The sequence below is a fragment of the Streptomyces sp. R302 genome (genome assembly GCF_012927245.1).
GTDB lineage: Bacteria > Actinomycetota > Actinomycetes > Streptomycetales > Streptomycetaceae > Streptomyces.
Genome location: NZ_JABBGE010000002.1, coordinates 116,962 through 142,568 on the forward strand (window position 1 = coordinate 116,962; position 25,607 = coordinate 142,568).

Below are 25,607 nucleotides of genomic sequence, written 5' to 3' on the forward strand. Positions count from 1 at the left end.
CGGCGCACGTCGTACGCCTCGTTGGAAGGATCACCCGTCCGTGGTTGGACGGGGTGTCCAAGGATGCGGCGCGGGGCCGGACGACGTGTCCGGCCCCGCGCCGAGGGGCTTACGCCTCCTCGTCGTTCACCCAGCTCATGAGCTTGCGCAGCTCCTTGCCGGTGGTCTCCAGGAGGTGCTTCTCGTCCTGGGTCTTGTACTCGTCGTACTTCTTCAGGCCGCCGTGGTACTCGTCCATCCAGTTCTTGGCGAAGGTGCCGTCCTGGATCTCGGTGAGGACCTTCTTCATCTCGGCCTTGGTGTCGGCGGTGATGACGCGCGGGCCGGTGATGTAGTCGCCCCACTCGGCGGTCTCGGAGACGGACCAGCGCATCTTCTCCAGGCCGCCCTCGTACATGAGGTCGACGATCAGCTTCAGCTCGTGGAGGCACTCGAAGTAGGCGATCTCCGGCTGGTAGCCGGCCTCGACCAGGGTCTCGAAGCCCGCCTTGACGAGCGCGGAGGCGCCACCGCAGAGGACGGCCTGCTCGCCGAAGAGGTCGGTCTCGGTCTCCTCGGTGAAGGTGGTCTTGATGACGCCGGCGCGGGTGCCGCCGATCGCCTTCGCGTACGACAGGGCCAGGGCGAACGCGTTGCCGGTGGCGTCCTGCTCGACGGCGGCGATCGCGGGGACGCCGCGACCCTCCTCGTACTGGCGGCGCACCAGGTGGCCCGGGCCCTTCGGGGCGACCAGGGCGACGTCGACGCCGGCCGGGGGCTTGATGAAGCCGAAGCGGACGTTGAAGCCGTGGGCGAAGAACAGCGCGTCGCCGTCCTTCAGGTTCGGGGCGATGGACTCCTCGTAGACCTTGGCCTGGATCGGGTCCGGGATCAGGATCATGATGAGGTCGGCCTCGGCCGCCGCCTCGGCGGGGGTGACCACGCGCAGGCCCTGCTCCTCCGCCTTGGCCTTGGACTTCGAGCCCTCGTGCAGACCGACGCGGACGTCGACACCCGAGTCGCGGAGCGACAGCGCGTGGGCGTGGCCCTGGCTGCCGTAACCGATCACCGCGACCTTGCGGCCCTGGATGATCGAGAGGTCGGCGTCGGCGTCGTAGAACAGCTCGGCCACTGGGATTCTCCTTGGTGTGCTGATGTTGCGTCCCACCGTACGGCGGGTGGTGGACAGGAAGTCTTCTGGTCTCGTCAGGCGGAACGGTCGAGCGCCCGCAGGGACCGGTCCGTGATGGACCGGGCGCCGCGCCCTATGGCGATGGTGCCCGACTGGACGAGCTCCTTGACGCCGAACTGCTCCAGCATCTTGAGCATGGCGTCCAGCTTGTCGCCCGAACCGGTGGCCTCGATGGTGACGGCCTCGGGCGAGACGTCGACGGTCTTGGCGCGGAAGAGCTTGACGATCTCGACGATCTGGGAGCGGGTCTCGTTGTCGGCGCGGACCTTCACCAGGACGAGCTCGCGCTGGATCGCGGCGCTGGGCTCGAGTTCGACGATCTTCAGGACGTTGACCAGCTTGTTGAGCTGCTTGGTCACCTGCTCCAGGGGCAGGTCCTCGACGTTGACCACGATGGTGATGCGGCTGATGTCGGGGTGCTCGGTGACGCCGACGGCGAGGGAGTCGATGTTGAAGCCGCGGCGGGAGAACAGGGCGGCGATCCGGGCGAGGATGCCGGGCGTGTTCTCGACCAGGACGGAGAGCGTGTGCTTGGACATGGTGTGTGGGTCTCTTCCCTGTGGCTCGTCGCTGCTCAGTCGTCTTCGCCGTCGCCGAAGTCGGGGCGGACGCCCCGGGCGGCCATGACCTCGTCGTTGGAGGTGCCGGCGGCGACCATCGGCCAGACCTGGGCGTCCTCGTGGACGATGAAGTCGATGACGACCGGCCGGTCGTTGATGGCGTTGGCCTCGGCGATGACCTTGTCGAGGTCCTCCGGGGACTCGCAGCGCATCGCCACGCAGCCCATGGCCTCGGAGAGCTTCACGAAGTCCGGGACGCGGGTGCCCTTGGCCTCCGGGTTGACGTCGTCCGGGCCGGAGTGCAGGACGGTGTTGGAGTAGCGCTGGTTGTAGAAGAGGGTCTGCCACTGGCGGACCATCCCGAGGGCGCCGTTGTTGATGATGGCGACCTTGATCGGGATGTTGTTCAGGGCGCAGGTGGCGAGCTCCTGATTGGTCATCTGGAAGCAGCCGTCGCCGTCGATCGCCCAGACCGTGCGGTCGGGCATGCCGGCCTTGGCGCCCATGGCGGCCGGGACGGCGTAGCCCATGGTCCCGGCGCCGCCGGAGTTCAGCCAGGTGGCGGGCTTCTCGTAGTCGATGAAGTGGGCGGCCCACATCTGGTGCTGGCCGACGCCGGCCGTGAAGACCGTGCCCTCCGGGGCGAGCTGTCCGATGCGCTGGATGACCTGCTGCGGCGAGAGGCTGCCGTCCTCCGGCAGGTCGTAGCCGAGCGGGTAGGTCTCGCGCCAGCGGTTCAGGTCGGACCACCAGGCGGTGTAGTCGCCCTTCCTGCCTTCGGTGTGCTCGGCCTGGACGGCCTGGACCAGGTCGGCGATGACCTCGCGGGCGTCCCCGACGATCGGCACGTCGGCGGCGCGGTTCTTGCCGATCTCGGCCGGGTCGATGTCCGCGTGGACGATCTTGGCGTACGGGGCGAAGCTGTCCAGCTTGCCGGTGACGCGGTCGTCGAAGCGGGCGCCGAGGGCGACGATCAGGTCGGCCTTCTGGAGCGCGGTGACGGCGGTGACGGCACCGTGCATGCCGGGCATGCCGACGTGCTGCGGGTGGCTGTCGGGGAAGGCGCCGAGGGCCATCAGGGTGGTGGTGACCGGGGCGCCGGTCAGCTCGGCCAGGACCTTCAGCTCGGCCGTGGCGCCGGACTTGATGACACCGCCGCCGACGTACAGGACCGGGCGCTTCGCGGCGGAGATCAGCTTCGCGGCCTCGCGGATCTGCTTGGCGTGCGGCTTGGTCACCGGGCGGTAGCCGGGCAGGTCGGTCTGCGGCGGCCAGGAGAAGGTGGTCTTCGCCTGGAGGGCGTCCTTGGCGATGTCGACCAGGACCGGGCCCGGGCGGCCGGTGGAGGCGATGTGGAAGGCCTCGGCGATGGTCTTCGCGATGTCCTCGGCCCTGGTGACCAGGAAGTTGTGCTTGGTGATCGGCATGGTGATGCCGACGATGTCCGCCTCCTGGAAGGCGTCGGTGCCGATCGCCTTGGAGGCGACCTGCCCGGTGATCGCGACCAGCGGGACGGAGTCCATGTGGGCGTCGGCGATGGGGGTGACGAGGTTGGTGGCGCCGGGACCGGAGGTCGCCATGCAGACGCCGACCTTGCCGGTGGCCTGGGCGTAGCCGGTGGCGGCGTGGCCGGCCCCCTGCTCGTGGCGGACCAGGACGTGGCGGACCTTCTCGCTGTCCATCATCGGGTCGTACGCCGGGAGGATGCAGCCGCCCGGAATGCCGAAGACGGTGTCCGCGCCCACCTCTTCGAGAGAGCGGATGAGGGACTGCGCGCCCGTGACGTGCTCGACGGTGGGGGCGGGCGTCGCGCCGCTGCGGGGCCGCGGCTGCGGATGGTGCCCGGTGGCCTGCTCGGTCATCAGCATCTCTTCTCGAAGCAGAGGGTTTTTGCGGGGGTTTTGCGGGGTTTGGCGTCGACGTCCGGGAGAACCGGTGCAACAAAAAACCCCTCGTGCCAGAAGGCAAGCGAGGGGAGCGCGTCGGGTGGTTCTCAGCCGGCCTTCAGGGGCCCGGCTTCAGCCGACGCGCTTTCCAAGTACGAGAATTCGGGTGCGCATGGCACTGACCCTCCCTCCCGGGCCACACCACTGTCAAGTGGGTGGGACGCACGTCTCATCATGTGAACGGTTCGGGGGAGGGATTCCGCCGCTCCTCGGACCCCTTGCCGGCCGGTACGGAGACGGCTCCGGGCAGCGGATAGTCGCCCCGTACGAGGGCGCGCCGCAGCCGGTACTCGTCGAGCGGGCCCGAGAAGGCCATGCCCTGCGCGTGCCGGCAGCCCATGGACCGCAGGGCCAGCACCTGCTCGGGGACGTCGACGCCCTCGGCGACGGTCTGCAGGCCCAGCTCGCCGGCGATGCGGAGCACCCCACTTGTGATCTTGCGGAGCCGGGCGGATTCGACCACGCCTTCGACGAGTGCCCTGTCCAGCTTCAGTATGTCGACCGGGAGGCGCCTGAGGGCGTGGACGGCGACGTGTCCGCTGCCGAATCCGTCGAGGGCGACGCGGACGCCGAGCCGGCGCAGGGCGACCAGGCGCTGCTCCAGCTCGTCGAGGGGGGTCCGCTCGTCGGTGTCGGCCAGCTCGACGACGAGGGAGCCGGACGGCAGCCCGTGCCGGGCGAGCAGGGCCTCGACGGAGCCGAGGGGCAGGGAGCGGTCGAGCAGCCGGCGGGCGGAGACCCGGACGGAGACCGGGGTGCGGTGGCCGGCGCCGGCCCGCTCGGCGGCCTGCTCGACGGCCTCCTCCAGGACCCAGCGGCCGAGCTCGGCGGTGCGCTCGCCGTCGTCGGTGACGCGGAGGTACTCGGCGGGGGTGAAGAGGATGCCCTGGGCGGAGCGCCAGCGGGCCTGCGCGCTGACGGCGGAGACCCGGCCGGTGGCGAGGTCCACGACGGGCTGGTGGAGGAGGGCGAACTCGCCGTCGTGGAGCGCGCTGCGCAGCCGGGCGGCGAGCTCGGTGCGCCGGACGACCTCGGCCTGCATCTGGGGGACGTACAGCTCGACCCGGTCCTTGCCGCCGGCCTTGGCCCGGTACATGGCGAGGTCGGCGTTGCGCAGCAGGTCGCCGGCGCCGATGCCGGGCTCGGCGAAGGCGACGCCGATGGAGGCGGCGACCCGGACCTCGGTGCCGCCGTCGACCCGGTAGGGGCGGGAGAGGGTGAGCCGGAGCCGGTCGGCGATCTCCTGGACCTGGGTCTGGCGGGCGGCGCGGTCGTGGTGCCCGTCGCCGAGGATGAGGGCGGCGAACTCGTCGCCGCCGAGCCGGGCGGCGGTGTCCCCGGCGCGTACGGCCTCCTGGAGGCGGCGGGCGGCCTGCACGAGGAGGTCGTCCCCGGCCTGGTGGCCGAGCCGGTCGTTGACCGCCTTGAAGCCGTCGAGGTCGATGAAGAGGACGGCGGTGCCGGGGTCGGAGGAGCGGCGGCCGCCGAGGGCCTGTCCGACGCGTCGGGTGAAGAGCGCGCGGTTGGGCAGGTCGGTGAGCGGGTCGTGCTCGGCGTTGTGCTGCAGCTGGGCCTGGAGCCGGACCCGTTCGGTGACGTCGCGGCTGTTGAAGATCAGGCCGCCCTGGTGGCGGTTGACGGTGGACTCGACGTTGAGCCACTCGCCCTCTCCCTCTCCCTCGGCCTCGGCCTCGGCCTCAATCTCGGTCTCGGCGGGACGGTGGGCGCCCGCGGGGCCGGAGCGGAAGCGGCACTCGATGCGGGTGGTGGGCTCCTCGGCGGGCGAGGCGGCGAGGAAGCGGCGGATCTCGTGGACGACGGCGCCGAGGTCCTCGGGGTGGATGAGCGCGGCCAGCTCGGAGCCGATGAGCTCCTCGGCGTCCCGGCCGTACACCCCGGCGGCGGCGGGGCTGACGTACCGCAGGACGCCGTTGGGCGCGGCGATCATGATGACGTCGCTGGAGCTCTGCACGAGCGACCTGAAGTGGTTCTCCTTCTGGGCCAGTTCGTGGGTGAGGGCGATGTTGTCGATCAGCATGATGCCCTGGCGGACGACGAGGGCGAGGACGACGGCGCAGCCGGTGAGGACGACGACGCGGTCGACCCGGCGCCCCTCGACGACGTTGTACAGGATGCCGAGGGTGCACACGGCGGCGGCGAGGTACGGGGTGAGGGCGGCGAGCGAGCCGGCGATGGGCCGGCTGGCGGGCACCGGGGCGCGGGCCGCCGTCGCCTCCGGCGGGCGGTGGACCCCCCAGGGGGCGTAGGCGAGCAGCAGGGAGCCGGCGAACCAGCCGGCGTCGAGCAGCTGGCCCGAGACGTAGTTGGCGCGCAGCAGCGGCGAGGTGAAGAGGGCGTCGCAGAGCACGGTGAGGGCGAGCGCGGCGATCGCGGTGTTGACCGCCGAGCGGTTGGCCGGGGAGCGCCGGAAGTGGAGGGCGAGGACCATGCTGACGAGCACGATGTCGAGCAGCGGGTACGCCAGGGACAGCGCGGCCTGGGCCACGGACTCGCCCTGGAAGTGGGCGGTGTGGGCGAGGGCGAGGCTCCAGGAGAGGGTCAGCAGGGATCCGGCGATGAGCCAGGCGTCGAGCCCCAGGCAGACCCAGCCGGCCCGGGTGACGGGCTTCTTGGCGAGGACGAGGAGGCCGACGATGGCGGGCGGGGCGAAGAGTAAGAAGAACAGGTCGGCGACGGAGGACTCGGGGACGTCCTGCCCGAGCACGACCTCGTACCAGCCCCAGACGGCGTTCCCGGCGCCGGCCATGAAGGACGAGAAGGCGAAGAGGAGCCAGGCGGGGCGGGTGCCTCCGGGCTCGGTCCTGGCGTAGAGGAAGCAGGAGACGGCGGCGGTGAAGGCGGCGGCGCTCAGCCCGAAGTCCCCCATGAACAGGGCGAGTCGGGGCGAGCCCCAGCCGAGGGAGGCGCCGGTGGTGTAGCCGGCGCAGACGAGACCGAGGGCGATCTGCGCGAGGAACGAGCCGGCCCAGGCGGCCCCGCACTCGGGGCCGGAGCCGGGGGCGGGCTGATCGGTTCCGGGCGGACCCGGGGGTCCGGGCGGCCCCGCGGGGGCGGGCCCGCGCCGCATCAGCGCGGTGGCGCCGGTGCCGTTCACCGCGCTCCCCCACCCCGCGTCGCGCCCGGGGCCGCCGCCCTCGCCGCCGCGCGGGGCGGGCACGTCGCGCCCTGTGCGCGCGGGGGCCGGGCCGGGTGCGCCGGAGCCGTGGGCGTGCGCCCCCGGGACGGTCGGTGCGGTCCCGGGCCCCGGGACCCGCGGCAGGCCCGCGGTGTCGGCGCGCGACGGACCGTCCAGGCGCTCCGCGCGGTGTGGCGCGGCCTGGTCCGGCACCGAACGCGCGAGGTCGGCAGGGAAGAACGGGAGGCGCCCTGGCGGCGTCGTCGCGCCGGACCGTCGGTCCGTCGGCCGTGCCTCACCCGTCACCCCCCTCGGATTCTGATGACCCGTCACGTCGCTCCCCAGCGTCAGCCCGTACAGACGCATGTCCCCCGATCCGGGACGATACACCAGTACCGTCACTCAGGGACAGGGTCGCAGTACTCTCCGTGACGGACTGGGGGCTCGCGGGCGGCGCGCCATGGGGGCGCACTCGCATCCGCGGGCCCCCGGATCCCCCGGAGAGGTGGTCCTCAGGTGGTGCGGAGGACGTTCGCGAGCGCCTCCCCCGCCGCGTACCGTCCGACCTGCGCCGCGATCAGCCGCTTCGCCCTCGGCATGAACGCCGAGGTGGAGCCGCCGACATGGGGCGTCACGAGCACCCCGGGAGCGTGCCAGAGCGGGTGCCCGGCCGGCAGCGGCTCCGGGTCCGTGACGTCGAGCGCCGCCGTGATCCGTCCGCTCTCCACCTCCTTGAGCAGGGCGTTCGTCTCCACCACCGGGCCGCGCGCGACGTTGACGAGCAGCGCCCCGTCCTTCATCCGGGCGAGGAACCCGGCGTCGGCCAGGTGCCGGGTCTCCGGCGTGAGCGGGGTGGACAGCACCACCACGTCCGCCTCGGGGAGCAGCGCCGGAAGGTCGGCGAGGGCGTGCACCGGGCCGCGGGCCGTGGTGCGCGCCGAGCGTGCGACGCGCGCCACCCGCGCGCATTCGAAGGGCGCGAGCCGGTCCTCGATCGCCGCGCCGATCGATCCGTACCCGACGATCAGCACGGACTTGTCGGCGAGCGCCGGGTAGAAGCCGTCCCGCCACTCCTCGGCGTCCTGGCCGCGCACGAAGCGCGGGATGCCGCGCAGGGAGGCGAGTATCAGGGCGAGGGTGAGTTCGGCGGTGCTGGCCTCGTGGACGCCCTTGGCGTTGCAGACCGAGACGCCGGGGCCGAGTGCGCCGAGCCCGGGGACGACGTGGTCGATGCCGGCCGAGAGGGTCTGCACGACGCGCAGCGAGGTCATCGCGGCGAGCGGCCGGACCGCGATCGCGGAGCCCTTCATGTACGGGACGACGTAGAAGCCGCAGTCGGCGGGATCGGCCGGGAAGTCGGCTCCGCCGTCCCAGAAGCGGTAGTTCAGCCCCGACGCGCCCGGGTCGGGCAGCCCGTCGATCTCGTCGGCGGGTATCGGGAGCCACACGTCGGCGGTGGTGGGTGCGAGTGTCATGACCGGGAGGCTATGCGAAGAATCCCGTGCGCCATTGGTTACTTTGGGGGGCGGCACAGGGAGGGGTAGCGGCACGTGGAGCGCAGGACTATCGGGGCGACGGCGCTCGGCGTGGGGGCCATCGGCCTCGGCTGCATGCCGATGAACTGGGGCTACAGCCGCTCGCAGCAGCGCGGTGACCGCTCGCTGCGGGCCGTGCACGCGGCCCTGGACGCCGGGGTGAGCCTGCTCGACACGGCCGACATGTACGGGCCGTTCACCAACGAGCTGCTGCTCGGGCGGGTGTTGAGGGAGCGCCGGTCGGACGTCTTCGTGTCGACGAAGTGCGGACTGCTCGTCGGCGACGGGCACGTGGTGGCCAACGGCCGGCCGGAGTACGTGCGCCGGGCCTGCGACGCGTCCCTGCGGCGGCTCCAGACCGACGTCCTCGACCTGTACCTGCTGCACCGCGCGGACCCCGAGGTCCCGGTGGAGGAGACCTGGGGCGCGATGGCGGGCCTGGTGGCGGCGGGCAAGGTGCGGGCGCTCGGCCTGAGCGCGGTCGGGGTGCGGCGGAGCCGGCGTTCGCTTCCCGGCGATCTGTACGAGGGAACGATCCGCCAACTGGCCCGGATGCAGCAGGTGTTCCCGGTGGCGGCGGTCCAGGCCGAGCTGTCGCTGTGGGCGCCGGAGGCGCTGGCGCGGCTGCTGCCCTGGTGCGCGGCGCGCGGCGTCGGGCTGCTCGCGGCGATGCCGCTGGGCAGCGGCTTCCTCACCGGGACGCTGACGCCGGGCGGCGGCTTCGAGCCGGACGACCCGCGGGCCAGGCACCCGCGCTTCACCTCCGAGATGATGGCGGCGAACCAGCCGCTGGTGGCCGGCCTCCGCCGGGTGGCGCGGCGGCACGGCGACGGGGTGACCCCGGCGCAGGTGGCACTGGCGTGGGTGCTCGCGCAGGGGCGGCACGTGGTGCCGGTGCCGGGGACGAAGCGGGAGCGGTGGGCGGTGGAGAACGCCGGGGCGGCGGGGCTGCGGCTCACGGCCGGCGACCTGGCGGAGCTCGCCACGCTGCCCGGCGCGCGGGAGTCCTGGGACTGAGGAACCGGCCGGAGGCGGGCCGTGACCGGGGCGGGCGGGGGATCGGCGGGGTATCAAGGAGGGGAGGCCGCCGCTCGGCCGCCCGTCCTGCCGAAGGGGATCGGATCATGAGACGTCCCGCCGTTCCGAAGGCCCTGTGGGGCGCCGCCGCGCTGCTGCTCGTGGCCGGCTGCTCCTCGGGCGGCGACTCGGGTGACAGCGGTGGACGGGGCACCTCGCCGCCGCCCGCCGTGTCGTCGTCGCCCGGCACGCCCGCCGCGGCGGGGCGGGTGACGGTGGCGGGGACGCTCACCGAGGGGCTGCGCTCGCCCTGGGGGCTCGCCGCGCTGCCCGGCGGCGATCTGCTGGTCTCCTCGCGGGACGAGCGGACGGTCACCCGGGTGGACGGCCGCAGCGGGGCGAAGACCCCGCTGGGCGAGGTGCCGGGCGTGGTGCCGGGCGGCGAGGGCGGCCTGATGGGCCTCGCGGTGCGCGAGGGGTGGGTGTACGCGTACCTCACCGCCGAGTCCGACAACCGGATCGTGCGGATGCGGTACGGCGGCGGGGCCGGCGACCGCCTGGGGGCACCGGAGCCGGTGCTCACCGGCATCCCCAAGGGCACGATCCACAACGGCGGGCGGATCGCCTTCGGGCCGGACGGGATGCTGTACGCGGGGACCGGCGAGACCGGCGAGACGGGGCTCGCGCAGGACCGGGCGTCGCCGGCCGGGAAGATCCTGCGGATGACCCCGGAGGGGAAGCCCGCGCCGGGCAACCCCTTCGCGGGCTCGGTGGTGTACTCGTACGGCCACCGGAACGTCCAGGGGCTCGCCTGGGACGCCGAAGGGCGGCTGTGGGCGGCCGAGTTCGGGCAGAACACCTGGGACGAGCTGAACCTCGTCGAGCCGGGCCGGAACTACGGCTGGCCGGAGGTCGAGGGGCGGGCCGGGAAGGCCGGGTTCGTGGACCCGGTGGCGCAGTGGCCCACCTCGGAGGCCTCGCCGAGCGGGATCGCGTACGCCCGGGGAGCGGTGTGGATGGCGGGCCTGCGGGGCGAGCGGCTGTGGCGGATCGGGCTGTCGGGCGCGGAGCTCTCCGGCGAGCCGGAGGCCTTCCTGAGCGGGGAGTACGGCCGCCTGCGCACGGTCCTCGCGGACGGCGCGGGGCGGCTGTGGCTGATGACGAGCGAGACGGACACCCGGGGCACCCCGGAGGCCGGGGACGACCGGATCCTGCGCCTTGAGGTGAGGTGAGGTGAGGGATGGGCGGGTTCGGCGGGCTCGACGCGTTCTTCGCCCCGGGGGCCGATGGACCTGGCCTCGGGGCGGGTGACGATACGGGTGCCCGGGCCGGGCGCGGTGTCAGCGGGGGGCGGTGAGGAGGTGGAGGCGGTGGGCGAGGGCGGCGGCCTCGCCGCGGCCGGAGACGCCGAGCTTGGCGAGGATGTTGGAGACGTGGACGCTCGCCGTCTTGGGTGAGATGAACAGCTCCTCGGCGATCTGCCGGTTGGTGCGGCCGGCCGCGACCAGGCCCAGGACGTCCTGTTCGCGGGGGGTCAGGCCGAAGGCGTCGGCCCCGGGCTCCGCGTCGGGGGCGGCGGGGCCGGGGTCGGCGGTGAGGGGCACGCGGGCGCGGGCGGCGAGGAGTTCGACGTCCTCGCGCAGCGGGCGGGCGCCGAGGGCGACGGCGGTGGCGTGGGCCTGCCGGAGCAGGGCCGTGGCCTCCTCGCGCCGGCCGCCCTCGGCGAGGAGGGCGTCGGCGAGGCGGTGGCGGGCGCGGGCCAGCGGGTGGGGCAGCCCCAGCGGGGTCCACGCCTCGACGACCTCGGCCCAGCGGGCGGCGGTCTCGCGGCCCTCGGCGCGGGCCAGTTCCTCGCCGACCTGCGCCGCATGCGCGGCCCAGACGGGGGCGGGGGCGGCGAGGGCACGGACGCAGCGGCGGAGGACGGCCAGGGCCTCGGCGCGGCCCTCCTCGGCGGCGGGCAGGCCGCGGCTGTCGGCCTCGGCGGTGACGGCGACGAGGACGAGGGGCCAGCCGTAGCGGTGGGTCCCGGGCGGGAAGCCGGCCTCGGCGACGGCGACGAGCTGGGCCCGGACGTCGGCGAGCCGTCCCTCCGCGGCGGCCGCGGCGACGTCGATGCCGGCCAGCGGGAGGAGGTACTGCGGGATCGGGTCGCGGCCGCCGTAGACGGCGCGGGCCTCGTCGAGGTGGTGGGCGGCGGTGGCCGTCTCGCCGCGGGCGACGGCGATCTGGGCGAGCCGGAGGTGCGCGGAGGCGCGGGGCTTGGTGCTGGTGACGGAGGCGAGGAGGCGTTCGGCCTCGGTGCGGGCCTCCTCCCAGCGGCCGAGGGAGAAGAGGGACTCTGCCTTGTTGCCGCGGATCCAGCCGCCGGACTCGACCAGGCCGCGGGTGCGGGCCAGTTCGAGACCCGCGTCGGCGAGTTCGACGGCCTCGACGGAACGGCCGAGGGACTCCAGGGCGGAGACGATGTTGATGTGGGCGCGGGCCGTCTCGTGGAACTGGCCGAGCGCGGCGGTCCGTTCGCGTACCGCGTGCATCTCGGCGAGACCGGCGTCGCGGTCGCCGGCGGCGACCATGATGGTGCCGAGGGTGAGGCGGGCGTTGAGCTCGGTCGGCTCCGCCTTGACCAGGCGGGCGTACTCGACGGCGCGTTCGGCGGCGGCGAGGGCCTCGGGTCCCGGCTTGCGCAGCATGCCCCAGCCGGCGGCGCCGGCCAGGATGGTGGCGTGGACGGCGGACGGCGGCAGGCCCTTGACGAGCTCCTGGGCGCGGGAGATCTCGGTCCAGCCGTCACCGCGGCCCAGGTTGGACTGGAGCCGGGCCTGCTCCGCCCAGAACCAGGCGGCGCGCAGGGGGTCGTGCTCGTCCTCGCCGTCGAGGATGCGCAGCGCCATCCTGCCGATCTTCAGGGCGCGTTCGCGTTCGCCGCAGAGGCGGGCGGCGACGGCGGCCTCGGCGAGCAGGTCGAGGTGGCGCAGCGGGGTGGTCTCCGGGTCGCAGCCGCAGGCGGGGTAGGACTCGGCGTAGTCGATGGGGCGCAGGCCGGCGCGGATCTCGGCGGGGGCCTCGTCCCAGAGTTCCATGGCCCGTTCGAGGAGGCCGAGCTGTTCGGCGTAGGCGTGGCGCTTGCGGGTGGCGACGGAGGCGTCGAGGACGGCGGGGAGCGCCTTGGCCGGCTCGTGGGCGTGGTACCAGTACGTGGCGAGGCGGGTGGCCCGCTCGTCGGGGCGGACGAGGCCGGGGTCGGCCTCCAGGGCCTCGGCGTAGCGGCGGTTGAGGCGGGAGCGTTCGCCGGGCAGCAGGTCGTCGCTGACGGCCTCGCGGACCAGGGAGTGGCGGAAGCGGTAGCCGTCGCCGTCGGGGACGGCGAGGAGGAGGTTGGCGCCGACGGCGGCGCGCAGGGCCTCGATGAGGGCGTCCTCGGAGAGGCGGGAGACGGCGGCGAGGAGGCCGTGCTCCACGGTGGAGCCGCCCTCGGCGATGATCCGGGCGACCTGCTGGGCGGCCTCGGGGAGGGCCTCGACGCGGACCAGGAGGAGGTCGCGGAGGGAGTCGCTGAGTGGGTTCGCGCCGCCGCCGCAGGAGCGGGAGGCGACGAGCTCCTCGACGAAGAAGGCGTTGCCGTCGGAGCGGTCGAAGATCTCGTCGACGAGGCCGGGGGCTGGCTCGGCGGCGAGGATGCCGGTGAGCTGGCGGTGCACCTCGGTGCGGGTGAAGCGGGAGAGCTCGATGCGGCGGATGGTGCGCATCCGGTCGAGTTCGGCGAGCAGGGGGCGCAGCGGGTGGCGGCGGTGGATGTCGTCGGCGCGGTAGGTGGCGACGACCACGATCCGGCCGCGGCGCAGGGTGCGCAGCAGGTAGGTGAGGAGGTGGCGGGTGGAGGTGTCGGCCCAGTGGAGGTCTTCGAGGACGAGGACGAGGGTGCGGTCGGCGGCGAGCCGCTCCAGGAGGCGGACGGTGAGCTCGAAGAGGCGGGCGGTGGCGTCCTCGTCGCCGGCGTCCGCGGCGCCGGGGTCGCCGAGCTCGGGGAGGAGGCGGGCCAGTTCGCCCTCGTGGCCGTCGGCGGCGGCGGTGAGCTCCTCGGGGAGGCGGCGGCGCAGGGTGCGCAGGGCGGTGGAGAAGGGGGCGAAGGGGAGTCCGTCGGCGCCGAGCTCCACGCAGCCGCCGAGGGCGACGACGGCGCCGGCGGCGCAGGCCGCGTCGCGGAACTCCTCGACGAGCCGGGTCTTGCCGACGCCCGCCTCGCCGGCGACGAGCAGCGCCTGGGGCTCTCCCGCGGTCGCGCGGGAGAGCGCCTCGGTGAGGGCGGTGAGTTCGCCGGCGCGGCCGACGAAGACGGGGCTGACTGACCTGGTCTCCACAGCGCCGAGGATCGCACAGGCGCCCTGCCGGTCGCTCATACGGGGGTCACGCGACCCGGGCGTAGCGGTCGCGGTCCGTACTCACCCGCCCTTCGGGTTCCCGGTGGCCGGCCCGCGCGGCGCGGGCGGCCTTGGCGGCGCGGGCGGCCTCGCGGCCGAGGCGCTGGGCGGCGGCCTCGCGGACCAGCTCGGCGTGGGCGGTGCGGTGGAGTTCGTACGCGAACATGGGGTGCTCCCTGGGTGACGGGCCGTGGTGTCGGCATCGCTCCTTGCGATGCCTCCACCTTCCTCGCCCAGCCGGTGCCGGGGCATCGGGCGAGTGCCGCATGTTCGGGAGGCGGGGGGCCTTAGGGAGGTCCCGGGGGTGCCTTAGACGGTGTCCTCGGTCATCCGTACGGTCCCGTTCCCGGCGCCGGTGTCGCTGCCCGACCCGCTGCCGGATCCGCTGCCGGACTCGCTGCCGGTCTCCCGCTGGGCGGGTATGGCGGCGGCGCGGGCGTCGGCGGCGGTCCGGCACTCCGGGGGCTCGATGCTGATCCGGGGCAGGATCCGGTCGAGGCTCCGGGGCAGCCACCAGTTGGCGCCGCCGAGCAGGTGCATGAGGGCGGGGACGAGGAGGGTGCGCAGGACGAAGGCGTCGAGGGCGACGGCGGCGGCGAGGGCGATGCCGAACATCGCGATGACCCGGTCGCCGGAGAGGACGAAGGCGAGGAAGACCGAGATCATGATGACCGCGGCGGAGTTGATCACCCGGCTGGTCTCGGCGAGGCCGACCCGGACCGCCCGCCGGTTGTCGCCGGTCTCCAGCCACTCCTCGTACATCCGGCTGACCAGGAACACCTGGTAGTCCATGGAGAGGCCGAAGAGGACCGAGACCATGATCACGGGGAGGAAGGGCTCGATCGGGCCGGAGCTGCCGAGGCCGAGGAGCTCGCCGCCCCAGCCCCACTGGAAGATCGCGACGACGATCCCGAAGGCGGCGGCGACGGCCGCGATGTTCATGGCGGCGGCCTTCAGCGGGATGCCGATGGACCGGAAGGCGAGCAGCAGGAGCAGACAGCCGAGGGCGACGACGGCGCCGACGAAGAGGGGCAGCTTGCCGACGATGATCTCGGCGAAGTCGTCGTACGAGGCGGTGATGCCGCCGACGTGGACGTCGAGGGAGGTGCCTGCCTCGGTGGCCGGGACGACGTCCTGGCGGAGCCGGTCGACGAGCTCGCTGGTGGCCTTGGACTGCGGCGAGGAGTCGGGTACGACGGTGAGGAAGGCGGTGTCGCCGGCGCCGTTGTAGGTGACCGGGGAGACCGAGGCGACGCCCTTGGTGGCGGCGAGCGCCTCCGGAAGCCGGTCGAGGGCGACCCGGTCGTCGGCGCCGTCGAGGCCCGCGACGAGGGTGAGCGGGCCGTTGACGCCCGGCCCGAAGCCGTCGGCGAGGAGGTCGTACGCCTGCCGGGTGGTGGAGGTGGCCGGATTGTTGCCCTGGTCGGAGGTGCCGAGGTGGAGCGAGAACGTCGGCAGCGCGAGGACGGCCATGACGACGGCGGCGACGGCCCCGAGCAGCTTCGGGTGGCGCTCGACGAAGGCGGACCAGCGGGCGGCGAAGCCGGTGGGCAGCTCGGGCTGCGGCCCGTGCTCGGCGAGCGCGCGCCGCTCGCGCCGGGAGAGGGCGCGCATCCCGATGAGGGAGAGCAGCGCGGGCAGCAGGGTGACGGAGGCGGCGACGGTGAGGACGACGGTGAGCGAGGCGGCGATGGCGACGCCGTTGAGGAAGCTCAGCCGGAGGATGAGCATGCCGAGGAGGGCGATGCAGACGGTGGCGCCGGCGAAGACGACGGCCCTGCCGGTGGTGGCGACGGCGGTCTCCGCGGCCTCGGCGACGCCCAGGCCGCGTTTCAGGCCCTTGCGGTGCCGGGTGACGATGAAGAGGGCGTAGTCGATGCCGACGCCGAGGCCGATGAGCATGCCGAGCATCGGGGCGAAGTCGGCCACGGTCATCACGTGCCCGAGGAGCACGATCCCCGAGTAGGCGATGCCGACGCTGACGAGGGCGGTGGCGATGGGCAGCAGGGAAGCGGCCAGCGAACCGAAGGCGAGGAAGAGGACGACGGCGGCGACGGCCACGCCGACGGCCTCGGCGATGTGTCCGCCGGGCTTCTCGGTGAGGGCGACGGCGCTGCCGCCGAGCTCCACCTGGAGCCCGTCGGTCCCGGCGGCCTTCGCGGTGTCGACGAGGGCCCGCGCCTGCTCGACGGGGATGTCGTCGGCCTGCTCGCGGCAGGTCACGGTGGCGTAGGCGGTACGCCCGTCCTCGCTGACCTGCCCGGGCGCGGCCCCGGCCCCGTACGGCGAGGTGACGGCGGCGACGCCCGGAAGACCGGCGACCTCCGCCAGCATCGGCCCGACCCGCTCCTGCACGTCGTCGGCCCGGACGCTGCCGCGCTCGGTGTGCCAGACGATGGTGTCCGTGTCCCCGCCGAGCCCCTGGAAGCCCCGGTCGAGCAGCGCGGTGGCCCGCCCGGACTCGGTGCCGGGCACCTCGTAGTCGTTGGAGTACGCGCTGCCGGCGAAGGCGGCGGCGCCACCGACCCCGACGAGGGCGAGAACCCACAGGAGGACGGCGACGAGGCGGTGCCGGATGAACCACCGTGCGATGGCTGCCAAAGGACGTGCTCCCTGCCTGGATCGGTGCTCGCGGCCCACTCTCGCAGCCAAACGTGATCGTTTGCCCGTTTCGTGTCGATCCTCACAGATCGCCCGGGGAAGACACCGGCACTGCCTCACGGTGCCGGGGCGCTACTTCCGGGCGGAGCGTCCGGCACAGCCGGCGCCCACGCCGAGGGGTCGCGCATTTCGGGAGGCTCCACGCGAAACGGTTGGCAGCGCCCTCGGAATCGAAGGTCGCCGGCCGGGCGTGGTCGCCGGGCCCGGGCGAGCCGACCGGCCGCGGGCCGATCACTTCACAGCAGCGACCGAGTCGCTCCTCACGGGCCTACTTCACGCACCCCATCGCCTTGAGCCCCTCCGGGAGGTAGGAGGCGGCGAACGCCTCCAGCTCCTTGCGGAGCCGCTTGCCGTCCTCGGGTGACCTCGTCAGGGTGATGTCGAGGATGTAATTGCTCTTCTCGCCGCGCGCCGGACAGGGGTTCATCGAGACGAAGCCACCGTCATAGATGACCGATTCCCCCGGCACCTTGGAATCCACGGGATCTTCGGTCACGTGCCGCTCCTTCTTGTACTCCGCTATGTCGAACCGATGATGGTCTCGATACTCGGAGATCATCAGGACGGCGTCTTTGTCAACGAAGATCGCGCACCTGACGAACTTCTCGTCGCGGTCCTGCTCCTTCCCCACGACCTTCCTGCCGTCCGACAGAAGCGGCCGCAGGGATGCCGGCTCGATCGATCGCCCGCACAGCGTCTCGGGGATCTCATAGGAAGGAGATCCGGTACAGCCGGAAACCCCGACAAGCGCGGCCAGCGACACCCCCGCCCACACGTACGCCCGACCACACGTCCTACCGAACATCACTGTCACGCCCCTGCAACTCCGTTGGCGGTGTCGTTACCGTTGAAGGCCGCCCTTCCGATCGCCTCCTGAACGAGGTACTTGTCGTCTTCCCCCGCCCGCGACAACTCGTGGTCCGGATTGGCCTTCATCCACTCTGCACCGAGCGCCGTCAGATACGCCTGCCGAAGATCGAAGTTCTCGCCCTTCTTGTCGGAGATATCTCCGTCGATGCGCTTCTGCTCTTCCAGCTGCCACGCATAGGCACCCGCATCCACCCCACGCTGCACCGCGTCTCCCACCACCGGAATGAAATTGGCCGCACCGCCGAGGGCGTGGTACCCCCACTTGGCGGGCCAGGACGCGTCGCCCTTGTCGGTATCGATCGCCTGGCTGCGGACCGTTTCCATGAAGCCGACGGTCTGCCCCGCCCTCAGGAGCTCCTCCTTGGCGTCGCCCTTGTGCTCGGCGTGGATGTCGGCGACGATCGCCTGGTTCACGCCCTCCATGAGCACGCCGTACGCGTTCTGGTCCCGGGAGACCTGCTTGGACACTTCGAGGAGTTCCTCGTAGTTCAGACGGCCTTCGCTCGTGTTGATCGAGCTCGCCGTCTGATGCACGTCCTCGCCGTGGTTCCCGAGGAGCAGCGCCATGTCGTCCCGCAGCTCGGGCGGGAAGTCGTCGCCCTTCTCCGCGAGGCGGCTCATCGCTCCGGTGAAGGCGTCCCGCTGCTCGTCGGTGTGCTGGTACGAGTCGAGGACGTGCGGCTCGTCGGGGTTCAGGCCGGTACCGGCCGCCAGCATCGCCTTGCCCAGGGCGTCGCGGGACTGCACCGTCCCGTCGCCCTTGCCGTACGGGGCGTCCTCGTCGTAGTACTCGCGCTCGGTGAGGAGGTAGTCGGCCGTCTCCTCGCGGTTGAACAGCTCGGTCGCGAACTCCGGGTTGTGGGAGACGGCCCTGAGGTAGCCGGCCATCGGGTCGCTGCCCGGGGTGCCGTAGTCGTCGCCCTCCCCCTTCGCCGTGTAGTCGAGCTGGGACGCGATGAGCGGGTTGCCCCAGATCGAGGCGGGGTCGTAGCGCTTCTCCGTCTCGAAGGTGTGCAGGGCCTTGCCGTAGTCGTCGAGGAACTCCTTGTCGAACTTCCCCTTCACCATGAGGTTGCTCATGATCTGGAAGCCGTACGGCTTCACCATGATGCCCTCGTGGCCGTACTGCTTGCCGCCGGCCGCGATGATGTCCTTCTTCCACGCCTCCATCTCCGGGGAGTGGCTGTGCGTGGCGTTGGCCAGCGACAGGCTGAGGTTCTGCTGGACGTCACCGAGGAGCTTGGCGCGGTCCCCTTCCGGAGTGTGTCCCTGGCCGGGGTCGGCCAGGTCGCGCCAGAACTGCAGCGTGCCGTCCGGGCCGAGACCGACCGCGAACGCCTCGGTGAAGGCCGGGTTGTCGCTCTGGTACTCGAGGACCTCGTTGAAGCGGGCGAGCTTCTCGTCGCTCCACTCGTCGACCTTCCCCTTGGCGATCTCCTTGCGCCAGTACTCCGCGTCCGCCTTGCCCTGCTCGCGGTCGGCGTTCTTCAGGCTGCCGGAGCCCTCGCCGGCGAAGTCGTACTTGTTCTCGGCGAGCTGACGCAGGGCACGGGCGGCGATGCGGTCGGTCTCGCTCGCCTCCCGCAGGATCTTCGTGATCCTGTTCTGCGCGACGTCCAGCTCCGTGTCCGAAGGCTTGTGGATGTCGGCGTCCCCCGCGACCATGGGCGGCGGCACCGAGGCGACCACACCGCCCTTGCCGTTGACGTAGATGTTGCGCTTCGCCAGCTCGTCGACGGCGGTCTGCAGATCCGCCTTGTGCTGGGTGAACGAGGTGTGGGCCCCGCTCAGAATGGCCAGCACGCCCTTCGCCTCGGCCGCCGCGTCCGAGAACTGCGCCGCGGTCTTGGTGACGAAGCTCCGCGTCACCGTGGCGTTGTCGCCCTTCCAGTCCGCCGCGTCGGCCTTCTTCGACAGGCCCGCGGCGCTGACCCCGCCGGCGTCGCCGGTCGCCAGCCGCTCCAGTCTGCCGACCATGGTCCTCCAGTCGGTGATCGCGGTGTTGAGCGTGCCCAGGCGCAGATCCCGGAGTTCGTCCACGGTCATCGTGTCCGCAGCCATGAGTGTCCGTCCCCGTTCCCTCTGTCCGACCTCTACTTGAACAGCTCGTCGAGCCGCGACACCGTCATCAGGTCGCCCGTCGCGTCCCGCAGGCCGGTCTGGATGTCCGCTTCGTCCTTCGCGTGCTGGGCCTGGGTGAAGTCCAGATGGTTGGAGATGTGGGCACAGGCTTCCTTCAGCGCCTGCTGCTGGGTGTTCCACGCGTCGTGCATCTCAGTGAGCGCCGCGCCGAGGTCGAGCCCGTCGTTGAACAGGTCCACGGACGCCTTGAACGTGCTCGGCCGCGCGTGGTCCGCGTCGACCCGGAACCGTTCCCGCAGGTCGTAGGCCTTGTTCCCGATCGCGCCCAGCTGGTCGTCATGCACCACCAGGTCCCCGCCCCCGGTGCTCCAGCCCGACTCTTCGGGCAACCCGTTGAGCCGCATCTGCGTCGAGTCCCGCTCAGCGGTTTCGGCCTTGATCTGTTCCCACTCGTTCCAGGACAACGTGTCCCCCTGTTCGACCGGTTCTGGCGGCGTGTGCGGTGTTCGGCGGCGACGACGGCGACGGCAGCGCGTAGGCCCTCGAATGATCAATTCACGACAGCGACACTGCCACGTCCGACCACCTTCCGGTCAACTCCAGCATTCAACTCCAGCACGATCCACACAGTGTGTGCATTTGTGACCAGCACCGCCCACCTCGCCGCCTCGCCGCCTCGCCGCCTCCCCGGCCTCCTGGAGTGCCTTCGCCGGCGCCGCGGTCCGAGCTTCACCGGACCGGAATGTGATGGGTGGTCAGCTCGGTTGACCCCGCCTCTCCCCGGGCGGCAAGCTGATCGCCTGTCAACTCATGGGTCATGGGGGAATACTTGAGCAGCGCATCACATCACATCGGGCCCGACTCAGCTCCGGACCGGTACCGGCTGCTCCGGTCCATCGGACGCGGCGGCGAGGCCGTGCTCTATCTCGCCGAGATCGAGCTCGCGGGCGGTACCGAGCCGGTCGTCGTCAAGGTCCTCGACTCGAAGACGACGATCACGCCGGAGATCTTCGAGCGGGTCAGCCGCAAGTGGAACGAGCAGGCGGAGCTGCTGCGGTTCGTCAGCCGGCCCGGCGTCGTCGGCGTGCGCGAGCACTTCCAGGGATCGCCCATCCACGCGCCCGGCGAGTCCGGCACCCTCACCGGCCGGGCCCTCGTCCTCGTCATGAACCACGTCGACGGCCTCGACCTGCGCGACTGGCGCGCCGAGCGGACCCTGGCCACCCCGGCCGAGCGGCGCGAGGTCATGCGGACCCTCGAACAGCTCGCCGACGTCCTCGACTGGCTGCACTCCGGGAAGGCCACGCCGTCCGGCCGCACCGTCGTCCACGGCGACCTCTCGCCCGGCAACGTGATGGTCGACGAGCACGGCCAGGCCACCCTCGTCGACTTCGGCCTCAGCAAGCTGACCGCCGACCACCAGACCGCCGAGGTGTGGTTCACCCCCGGCTACGCGGCGCCGGAGATCTTCGAGGGCAAGCGGACCCCGGCCACCGACCGGTACGCCTTCGGGGCCATCGCCTACTTCCTGCTGAGCGGCCAGTCGCCGCCGGCCACGCCCGAGCAGCTGGCGGCCGCCTTCGTCACGGTGCCGCAGATCGCCGCGCTGCCCGAGGAGCAGCGCCGGAAGGTGCTGGCCATCACGGCGGCCGACGCGGACAAGCGCCCGCTGTCGCTGTCGTCGTGGGTCAAGGAGGTCCGGCACGGGGTCGTCTCCACGACGACCACCTCCCGCCCGGCGACCCCGCAGGACGCGCCTCCGAAGGACGCGGCCCCGAAGGACGCGACCCCGCAGGACGCCGTCCCGCCGCGCCCGGCCGACGCGCCGACCGTGCCGCCGCTCCCGGTCGCCCCGCCCGTCGGCCCCCCGCCGGCCGAGCCGCCCGCCCAGCCGGCCCCGGCCCCGACTCCCCAGGCCGCCGCGCCCACTCCCCCGCCCGCCCAGCCCGTTCAGCCGCCGGCCTCCACGCCCACGCCCACGCCGACGCCCGCGCCCGTCGGGTACGACGCCGGGCAGGGCGCGTACGGTGCGCCGGCCGCCGGTGTCCCCGCGTACGGCGGGCCCGGCTACGGCGGGCAGGGGTTCGGGCCTCCGACGGCCGGGATGCCCACCGTCGGCGGACCCGGCGGGCCCACCGGGTCCCTGCCGCAGCGGTCACCGGCGCCGCGCAAGCGCCGCAAGGGGCCGCTGATCGGCGCCGTCGCCGGTGTCCTCCTGGTCGCCGTCCTCGCGGTGGTCGGCGTCCGGCTGCTCGCCGACAAGGACGCGGAGGACGGCAAGAACGACCAGGCCGGAGGGGCCACCACGTCGGCGACCACCGGAGCGACGACCGAGACGCCCTCGGACAAGCCCACCACCGACGCGCCGACGGAGGAGCCGACCGGCGAGGCGCCGACCGGGGAGCCGAGCACGGACGCGCCGGCCGACAGCGCGAGCCCGTCGGTCGACCCCGGCTCCGTGCCCGACAGCAAGCAGGCCGACCTGACCAGCCTGACGCCGGTCGACGGGCTCGACGGCTTCACCGTGACCTCCTCCGCCACGCTCAACGCGAAGGACTACGGCTCCGCCTTCGTGGCCGGCTGCTCCGACGAGTCGTACATGGAGTTCAACCTCGGCCGGGCCTGGGAGACGCTGGAGTTCACCGCCGGCATCGACGACGACTCGCCGACCGAGGAGGCGCGGATCTCCATCTCCGTGGACGACCAGCCCGCCCCCTTCGCCCAGGCGGTGTCGCTCGGCAAGCCGGTCGCCAAGAGCATCTCGGTCAAGGGCGCCCTGCGCCTGCGGATCCGCGTCGAGGACACCTGCTCCTTCTCGCAGGAGGCGCTCGTCGTCATCGCCTCCCCCGTGCTCAAGCGGTAGCCCGTACGCGTACGAGAGAGCGGCCCCGCACCGGACAACTCCGGTGCGGGGCCGCTCTCGTTCCCGTACGGGCAGGAGGGCTCAGCCCTCGCTGGCGCCCAGCTTCTCCAGGATCAGGTCCTTGACCTTCGCCGCGTCGGCCTGGCCACGGGTGGCCTTCATGACCGCGCCGACCAGCGCGCCGACCGCCGCGACCTTGCCGCCGCGGATCTTGTCGGCGATGGCCGCGTTGCCCGCGATGGCCTCGTCGACGGCCGCGCCGAGCGCACCGTCGTCGGAGACGACCTTCAGACCGCGCTTCTCGACGACCTCGTCCGGGGTGCCCTCGCCGGCGAGGACGCCCTCGATGACCTGGCGGGCCAGCTTGTCGTTGAGGTCGCCGCCGGTGACCAGGGCGGAGACCCGGGCCACGTCCGCCGGCGTGATGGGCAGCTCCTCCAGGGAGACGCCCTTCTCGTTGGCGTTGCGGGCCAGCTCGCCCATCCACCACTTGCGGGCCGAGGCCGCGTCCGCGCCCGCCTCGGTCGTGGCGACGATCGCGTCGACCGCGCCCGCGTTGAGGATGGACTGCATCTCCTGCTCGGAGACGCCCCACTCCTCGCGCAGCCGGTTGCGGCGCACGCGCGGCAGCTCCGGAAGGCCCTTGCGCAGCTCCTCGACCCACGCGCGGGCCGGGGCGACCGGGACCAGGTCCGGCTCGGGGAAGTAGCGGTAGTCCTCGGCGTTGTCCTTGATGCGGCCGGAGGTGGTGGAGCCGTCGTCCTCGTGGAAGTGACGGGTCTCCTGCACGATCGTGCCGCCGGACTCCAGGACCGCCGCGTGGCGCTGGATCTCGAAGCGCGCCGCCCGCTCCACGGAGCGGAGCGAGTTCACGTTCTTCGTCTCCGAGCGGGTGCCGAAGGTGCTCGAACCCTTGGGCATCAGCGACAGGTTGACGTCGCAGCGCATCTGGCCCTTGTCCATGCGCGCCTCGGAGACGCCCAGGGCGCGGATCAGCTCGCGCAGCTCGGCCACGTACGCCTTGGCGACCTCGGGGGCCCGCTCGCCCGCGCCGACGATCGGCTTGGTGACGATCTCGATGAGCGGGATGCCGGCCCGGTTGTAGTCGAGCAGCGAGTGCGAGGCGCCGTGGATGCGGCCGGTCGCGCCACCGATGTGGGTGGACTTGCCGGTGTCCTCCTCCATGTGGGCGCGCTCGATCTCCACGCGGAAGACCTCGCCGTCCTCCAGCTGGACGTCCAGGTAGCCGTTGAAGGCGATCGGCTCGTCGTACTGGGAGGTCTGGAAGTTCTTCGGCATGTCCGGATAGAAGTAGTTCTTCCGGGCGAAGCGGCACCACTCGGCGATCTCGCAGTGCAGCGCGAGACCGATCTTGATGGCGGACTCGACGCCGATCTCGTTCACGACCGGCAGCGCGCCGGGCAGACCGAGGCAGGTCGGGCAGGTCTGCGCGTTGGGCTCGGCGCCCAGCTCGGTCGAGCAGCCGCAGAACATCTTGGTCTTCGTGCCGAGCTCGACATGGACCTCCAGGCCCATGACGGGGTCGAACGAGGCCAGTGCCGCCTCGTACGACAGCAGTTCAGTGACAGTCACGGTGGAACTTTCCCTCTCAGCCCAGCAGGACGTCGTCGTCGCCGAGGCGCTTCAGCTCGCGGTACAGGATCGCGAGGCCGGTGACGATGGCGGCGGCGGACACGACGGCGTCGACGAGCTGCAGCGTGTCGTGCTCGGAGCGGGCCTTCTTGACCTGCTTCAGCACGCTGATCGCGCCGAACGCGGTGGTGCCCATGGACAGGTACGTACCGGTCTTGGACTTCTTGAAGCCCTTGGCCTTCTGCAGTGCACTGGTACTCACAGCGACGGAGCCTCCTCGATCAGCGGGTGACCCCACTTTTCCACGAAGGCGGCCTCGACGGCGGCACCGACCTTGTAGAGCCGGTCGTCCTGCATGGCGGGGGCGATGATCTGCAGCCCGACCGGGAGACCGTCCTCCGGCGCCAGGCCGCAGGGCAGCGACATGGCGGCGTTGCCGGCCAGGTTGGTCGGGATGGTGCACAGGTCCGCGAGGTACATCGCCATCGGGTCGTCGGCGCGCTCGCCGATCGGGAAGGCGGTGGTCGGGGTCGTCGGGGAGACGATCACGTCGACCTGCTCGAAGGCCTTCTCGAACTCGCGGGTGATGAGGGTGCGGACCTTCTGGGCCGAGCCGAACCACGCGTCGTAGTAGCCGGAGCTGAGCGCGTACGTACCGAGGATGATGCGGCGCTTCACCTCGGGGCCGAAGCCGGCCTCGCGGGTCAGGGCGGTGACGTCCTCGGCGGAGCGGGTGCCGTCGTCGCCGGCGCGCAGACCGTAGCGCAGGCCGTCGAAGCGGGCCAGGTTGGACGAGCACTCGGACGGCGCGATCAGGTAGTACGCCGAGAGGGCCAGGTCGAAGGTCGGGCAGTCCAGCTCGACGACCTCGGCGCCCAGCTCCTTCAGCAGCTCGACGGACTCGTCGAAGCGCTGCATGACGCCGGCCTGGTAGCCCTCGCCGCGGAACTGCTTGACGACGCCGACGCGCATCCCGGCCACCGAGCCGTTGCGGGCGGCCTCGACCACCGGCGGAACCGGCAGGTCGATGGAGGTGGAGTCGAGCGGGTCGTGGCCGGCGATCGCCTCGTGCAGCAGGGCCGCGTCCAGGACCGTGCGGGCACAGGGGCCGCCCTGGTCGAGGGAGGAGGAGAAGGCCACCATGCCGTAGCGGGAGACCGAGCCGTAGGTCGGCTTGACGCCGACGGTGCCGGTGACGGCGGCGGGCTGGCGGATCGAGCCGCCGGTGTCCGTGCCGATGGCCAGCGGGGCCTGGAAGGCGGCGAGCGCGGCCGAGGAGCCGCCGCCGGAGCCGCCGGGGATCCGGGTGAGGTCCCAGGGGTTGCCGGTGGGGCCGTAGGCGCTGTTCTCGGTGGAGGAGCCCATGGCGAACTCGTCCATGTTGGTCTTGCCGAGGATGACGACGTCGGCGGCCTTGAGGCGCTTGACCAGCGTGGCGTCGTACGGCGGGATCCAGCCCTCCAGCATCTTCGAGCCGACCGTGGTGGGCACGCCCTGGGTCGTGAAGATGTCCTTGAGGGCGAGCGGGACGCCGGCCAGCGGGCCGAGCTCCTCGCCGCGGGCGCGCTTCTCGTCGACGGCGCGGGCCTGCGCGAGGGCGCCCTCGCGGTCGACGTGCAGGAAGGCGTGGACCTTCTCGTCGACGGCGTCGATGCGGGCCAGGTGGGCCTCGGTGACCTCGACCGCGGTCAGCTCGCCGGAAGCGATCTTCGCGGCGGTCTCGGCGGCGGTGAGCTTGATGATGTCCGTCAT

17 protein-coding genes are annotated in these 25,607 nt (G+C 72.5%); 3 read left to right on the forward strand and 14 right to left on the reverse strand.

Annotated features, from left to right (window positions below; genetic code table 11):
* Positions 1 to 109: 109 nt before the first annotated feature.
* From ilvC to HHL19_RS06540, 5 genes are all read right to left on the reverse strand, one after another.
* Positions 110 to 1,111, reverse strand: coding sequence for a ketol-acid reductoisomerase (gene ilvC, locus HHL19_RS06520; protein ID WP_169086556.1), 1,002 nt, complete (start codon positions 1,109 to 1,111; stop codon positions 110 to 112).
* 74 nt (positions 1,112 to 1,185) lie between these two features.
* Complete coding sequence (gene ilvN, locus HHL19_RS06525) at positions 1,186 to 1,710, reverse strand: acetolactate synthase small subunit (RefSeq protein ID WP_169086558.1); 525 nt, start codon at positions 1,708 to 1,710, stop codon at positions 1,186 to 1,188.
* A gap of 35 nt (positions 1,711 to 1,745) precedes the next feature.
* On the reverse strand, positions 1,746 to 3,593 hold the full coding sequence (locus HHL19_RS06530) for an acetolactate synthase large subunit (protein ID WP_169086560.1): 1,848 nt from the start codon (positions 3,591 to 3,593) through the stop codon (positions 1,746 to 1,748).
* A gap of 256 nt (positions 3,594 to 3,849) precedes the next feature.
* Positions 3,850 to 6,765, reverse strand: a complete 2,916-nt coding sequence (locus HHL19_RS06535) for an EAL domain-containing protein (RefSeq protein ID WP_169087553.1) — start codon at positions 6,763 to 6,765, stop codon at positions 3,850 to 3,852.
* 560 nt (positions 6,766 to 7,325) lie between these two features.
* On the reverse strand, positions 7,326 to 8,288 hold the full coding sequence (locus HHL19_RS06540; RefSeq protein WP_169086562.1) for a 2-hydroxyacid dehydrogenase: 963 nt from the start codon (positions 8,286 to 8,288) through the stop codon (positions 7,326 to 7,328).
* 75 nt (positions 8,289 to 8,363) lie between these two features.
* On the opposite strand from HHL19_RS06540, the gene HHL19_RS06545 reads away from it, so the two are divergent.
* Positions 8,364 to 9,365, forward strand: coding sequence for an aldo/keto reductase (locus HHL19_RS06545; protein ID WP_169086564.1), 1,002 nt, complete (start codon positions 8,364 to 8,366; stop codon positions 9,363 to 9,365).
* 107 nt (positions 9,366 to 9,472) lie between these two features.
* Complete coding sequence (locus HHL19_RS06550; protein WP_169086566.1) at positions 9,473 to 10,597, forward strand: PQQ-dependent sugar dehydrogenase; 1,125 nt, start codon at positions 9,473 to 9,475, stop codon at positions 10,595 to 10,597.
* A gap of 108 nt (positions 10,598 to 10,705) precedes the next feature.
* Here the strand turns inward: HHL19_RS06550 and HHL19_RS06555 are convergent, their stop codons facing one another.
* The 6 genes from HHL19_RS06555 to HHL19_RS06580 form a co-directional block, all read right to left on the reverse strand.
* Positions 10,706 to 13,765 carry a helix-turn-helix transcriptional regulator gene (locus HHL19_RS06555; RefSeq protein WP_169086568.1) on the reverse strand — a complete coding sequence of 1,020 codons (3,060 nt, stop codon included), beginning with the start codon at positions 13,763 to 13,765 and terminating at the stop codon, positions 10,706 to 10,708.
* 7 nt (positions 13,766 to 13,772) lie between these two features.
* Positions 13,773 to 13,952: a hypothetical protein gene (locus tag HHL19_RS06560; RefSeq protein ID WP_169086570.1), complete on the reverse strand. Its 180-nt coding sequence runs from the start codon at positions 13,950 to 13,952 to the stop codon at positions 13,773 to 13,775.
* Positions 13,953 to 14,095: 143 nt separating this feature from the next.
* Complete coding sequence (locus tag HHL19_RS06565) at positions 14,096 to 16,387, reverse strand: MMPL family transporter (protein ID WP_169086572.1); 2,292 nt, start codon at positions 16,385 to 16,387, stop codon at positions 14,096 to 14,098.
* 328 nt (positions 16,388 to 16,715) lie between these two features.
* On the reverse strand, positions 16,716 to 17,261 hold the full coding sequence (locus HHL19_RS06570) for a hypothetical protein (RefSeq protein WP_169086574.1): 546 nt from the start codon (positions 17,259 to 17,261) through the stop codon (positions 16,716 to 16,718).
* Positions 17,258 to 19,378 (reverse strand): hypothetical protein, encoded by a 2,121-nt coding sequence (locus tag HHL19_RS06575; protein ID WP_169086576.1) that lies wholly within the window; start codon positions 19,376 to 19,378, stop codon positions 17,258 to 17,260. The genes HHL19_RS06570 and HHL19_RS06575 overlap by 4 nt, the downstream gene beginning before the upstream one ends.
* Positions 19,379 to 19,410: 32 nt before the next feature.
* On the reverse strand, positions 19,411 to 19,863 hold the full coding sequence (locus HHL19_RS06580; protein ID WP_169086578.1) for a hypothetical protein: 453 nt from the start codon (positions 19,861 to 19,863) through the stop codon (positions 19,411 to 19,413).
* 365 nt (positions 19,864 to 20,228) lie between these two features.
* On the opposite strand from HHL19_RS06580, the gene HHL19_RS06585 reads away from it, so the two are divergent.
* The gene (locus HHL19_RS06585; RefSeq protein ID WP_169086580.1) at positions 20,229 to 22,262 is read left to right on the forward strand and encodes a serine/threonine-protein kinase; all 2,034 of its coding nucleotides are present in this window, start codon (positions 20,229 to 20,231) and stop codon (positions 22,260 to 22,262) included.
* Between the two features lie 81 nt (positions 22,263 to 22,343).
* On the opposite strand, the gene gatB is transcribed toward HHL19_RS06585, so the two are convergent.
* The 3 genes from gatB to gatA are packed head-to-tail and all read right to left on the reverse strand — an operon-like array spanning position 22,344 to position 25,607.
* Entirely contained in the window at positions 22,344 to 23,855 is a 1,512-nt protein-coding gene (gene gatB / locus HHL19_RS06590; protein ID WP_169086581.1) for an Asp-tRNA(Asn)/Glu-tRNA(Gln) amidotransferase subunit GatB, read from the reverse strand.
* 16 nt (positions 23,856 to 23,871) lie between these two features.
* Positions 23,872 to 24,117, reverse strand: a complete 246-nt coding sequence (locus HHL19_RS06595; RefSeq protein WP_169086583.1) for a hypothetical protein — start codon at positions 24,115 to 24,117, stop codon at positions 23,872 to 23,874.
* On the reverse strand, positions 24,114 to 25,607 hold the full coding sequence (gatA, locus tag HHL19_RS06600) for an Asp-tRNA(Asn)/Glu-tRNA(Gln) amidotransferase subunit GatA (protein WP_169086585.1): 1,494 nt from the start codon (positions 25,605 to 25,607) through the stop codon (positions 24,114 to 24,116). Before gatA ends, HHL19_RS06595 begins: the two co-directional genes overlap by 4 nt.